Below are 2,761 nucleotides of genomic sequence, written 5' to 3'. Positions count from 1 at the left end.
CCTTTGGCGAGACCCCGCACGAAGCGGCCCGCGTGATGGCCGCGGCGGCGCTGGCCATGCGCCGGCTGCGGCGCAGCGTTCATGCGGGCGTGCTGCTGCACTGGGCGGAGAGCGCAGGCGGAGCGAGCGCCGGGCGCGAGCCGCAGACCGAATGGCCGCGCCAGTTCCAGTCCTTCCAGGTGTTCCACGCACTGGAGACCGTTTCATGAGCATGGAGCCCGCCCGCTATACGCCAGCTCTGGCATATCCACCGAGGCCCGCGCGCTGCACGTACCTCATGATGCTGCTCGCCAGCACCGCGCTTTCCTTTCCCCTAATCAGTTCAATCAGGAGTATGAACCATGCAACCCTATGAAATTATCGGCGCACCGCTGACCGTATGGATCGCCCCGGTGGGCGAGGCCTTTCCGCTGATCAATGTTGCCCCGGCCGGAAACTGGGTCAAGCTCGGCACCAATGGCGATCGCAACTATTCGAACGACGGGGTCACCGTGTCGCATTCGAAGACCTATCAGAAGGCGCGCCCCGCCGGGGCGACCGGCCCGATCAAGGCGTTCCTCGACGAAGAGGACCTGATGATCCGCCTGGTGCTGTGGGACATCACGCTGGAGCAATATGCCTACGCGCTCAACAGCAACACGGTGACCACCACGGCAGCGGGATCGGGCACGGCCGGGTTCAAGAAGATCGGCCTCAGCCAGAGCGTCGGCCGGACGGCCGAATTCGCCCTGATCGCCCGCGGCCTGTCCCCCTATGACGAAGCGATGGCCGCACAATACGAAGTCCCGCGCTGCTACGATTCGGGCAGTGCGGAACCGGTGTACCGCAAGGGCCAGCCCGCCGGGCTGGCGCTGGAGCTGACTGCGCTGGAAGATCTGGAAGCTGCCAGCGAGGACGAACGGTTCGGCCGCTTTGTCGCCCAGCACCAGATCCCGCTGGCCTGATCGGGGCCTGACACCCGGTCCGACCACCTGCCTGGCGCGCGCTCTTGAAGAACGGGCGCGCGCCACCCAACCGAAAGCCGCTGCATGTCCGCCACCAGACCCGAACCCCGCACCCCGACCAGTTCCGGGCCGCACACCATACCCTTGCTCGATCTCGATACGCTGATCGAGCGCCGGAAGATCTCGATCGATGGCGAGCTGTATGAAATACTCAGCCCTGACGAGCTGTCGGTGATCGAAAGCCACCGCTTCGGCGTGTGGGGCAAGCGGATCGAGCAGTTGGCCGACAAGGAGGGCGAGGAAGAGATCAAGGAGCTGGAAGCGCTGATCGCGCGTGCCAGCCGCAAGATCCTGGTCGGGGTGCCGGATGAGGTCTTCGCCAGGCTGCCCGGCGCGCATCAATGGGCAGTGATCGACCTTTTTACCGGGCTCCTGCTGCAGATGAAGCTGAAAGTGGCAGGGGCGATGCAGACGGCGATGGGCGAGCTGCCGGAGATGTTCCGGGCCGGGATATTCCCGACTGGGGCGCAACAATCGCCCGTCTCCAGCGGTTCTATGGCGGATCCCCCCAGGCCTGGCTGGTGGACACGCCTGCTGCGCTGGTCAGGGCCTGCATAAAGATGATGCCGCGCCTGCAAGCCGAGGAAAAGCTGGATGCGATCAATGTCGGCGCGCTGAGTTCGGGCGATGTCGACCGCGCCTACCGGATGCGCGCGATCGGCGCGCTGCAGCGCAAGACGCTGGGCCACCGGTTCCGGGCGAAGAAGGCGGGCAGTGCGGATCTGGCGGGCATGGGCATCGGGATGCGGACCGCCCCCGTAACGCCTCCTGAAATGCCCCTGAGCGACGTTTCAGGAGCCTGTGATGGCTGAGCAACTCGGCGATGCCGTCCTTTCGCTGCGCACCGAAGACAGTGCCTTCGCGGCCGGGGTGACCCGCGCCGAAGGGCGCGCCCGTCAGCTTGGCACCACGCTGGACAAGGCATCGGGCAGCGCGACCCGGCTGGGCACCGAAATGACCGGGGCGGGCCGCAAGGCCGAGGCGATGGGCGCGGGATTTGCGCGCGGCGGACAGCAGGTGGTGGCTTCTGCCGGTTCGCAGAAGGCCGGGATGCAGCAGCTCGGCTTCCAGATCAGCGACGTCGCCACCATGTATTCGCTGGGCGCGCGGCCGACGCAGATCTTCGCCAGCCAGATCGGGCAAATTACCCAGGCCATCCAGCTGACCATGGGCGGCACCAGCAAACTGGCCGGATTTCTCGGCGGGCCGTGGGGTATCGCCCTGACCGCCGCCACGATCGTGCTGGCCCCGTTCATCGCGCGGCTGTTCGAGACCGAAGAAGCGATGGAGGCGGTCGAGTTCGCTTCGGACGCAATGGGCGATGCGCAAGGTATCCTTGGCAATGTGATCGATCTGACCACGGGCAAGGTCAAGACGCAGTCCGCCGCGCTGATGCAGCTGGCGCAGGCGCAGGCGATCGCCGGCCGGGTAGGCGCGCAGCGCCGCCAGGCCGATGCCCGTTCGGCGCTCGGCGATATTGCAAAGGGCGAAGTCAATGCGCTGTTTTCGCCGGGCAGCCTGTTCAACAAGGGGGAGCTCAAGCGCGACCGTGATCCGGCGAGCTTCATTGCCGAGCGGGTGCTGTCCGGAGAGCTGAAGCCGGGCTCTGCGATCGCGGAGCTGGACCGGCTCGGCAAGGCGGGCAGCATCTCGCCGAATTCGCTGCTCGGCGCGCTCGAGGCGATCTCGAGCATCGGGGTCGAAGGCGAAAATATCAAGGTCTTCGAGGATCTGCAGAAGGCACTCGGCGGCGATAA

4 protein-coding genes and 1 pseudogene are annotated in these 2,761 nt (G+C 66.2%); all 5 read left to right on the top strand.

From position 1 onward, the window contains the following. Positions 1-209: hypothetical protein (locus tag U0988_RS03865; protein ID WP_322291323.1), on the top strand; the 209-nt coding region annotated here is incomplete at its 5' end. Positions 210-341: 132 nt separating this feature from the next. Continuing rightward, complete coding sequence (locus U0988_RS03860) at positions 342-944, top strand: hypothetical protein (RefSeq protein ID WP_322291322.1); 603 nt, start codon at positions 342-344, stop codon at positions 942-944. An 84-nt stretch (positions 945-1,028) separates the two neighbouring features. Next, positions 1,029-1,562 (top strand): hypothetical protein, encoded by a 534-nt coding sequence (locus U0988_RS03855; RefSeq protein WP_322291321.1) that lies wholly within the window; start codon positions 1,029-1,031, stop codon positions 1,560-1,562. Next, the gene (locus U0988_RS03850) at positions 1,526-1,816 is read left to right on the top strand and encodes a hypothetical protein (RefSeq protein WP_322291320.1); all 291 of its coding nucleotides are present in this window, start codon (positions 1,526-1,528) and stop codon (positions 1,814-1,816) included. The genes U0988_RS03855 and U0988_RS03850 overlap by 37 nt, the downstream gene beginning before the upstream one ends. Then, a pseudogene (locus U0988_RS03845) lies at positions 1,809-2,761 on the top strand (hypothetical protein); the annotation flags it as partial. The gene U0988_RS03850 and the pseudogene U0988_RS03845, both read left to right, overlap by 8 nt.

It is taken from the genome of Allopontixanthobacter sp., from assembly GCF_034376665.1.
Lineage (GTDB): Bacteria > Pseudomonadota > Alphaproteobacteria > Sphingomonadales > Sphingomonadaceae > Allopontixanthobacter.
This window is presented reverse-complemented; position numbering and strand designations above follow the sequence as displayed.

Coding starts and splice junctions, on each gene's coding strand:
- U0988_RS03860 (WP_322291322.1), top strand. CDS start 342: ATGCAACCCTATGAAATTATCGGCGCACCGCTGACCGTATGGATCGCC.
- U0988_RS03855 (WP_322291321.1), top strand. CDS start 1,029: ATGTCCGCCACCAGACCCGAACCCCGCACCCCGACCAGTTCCGGGCCG.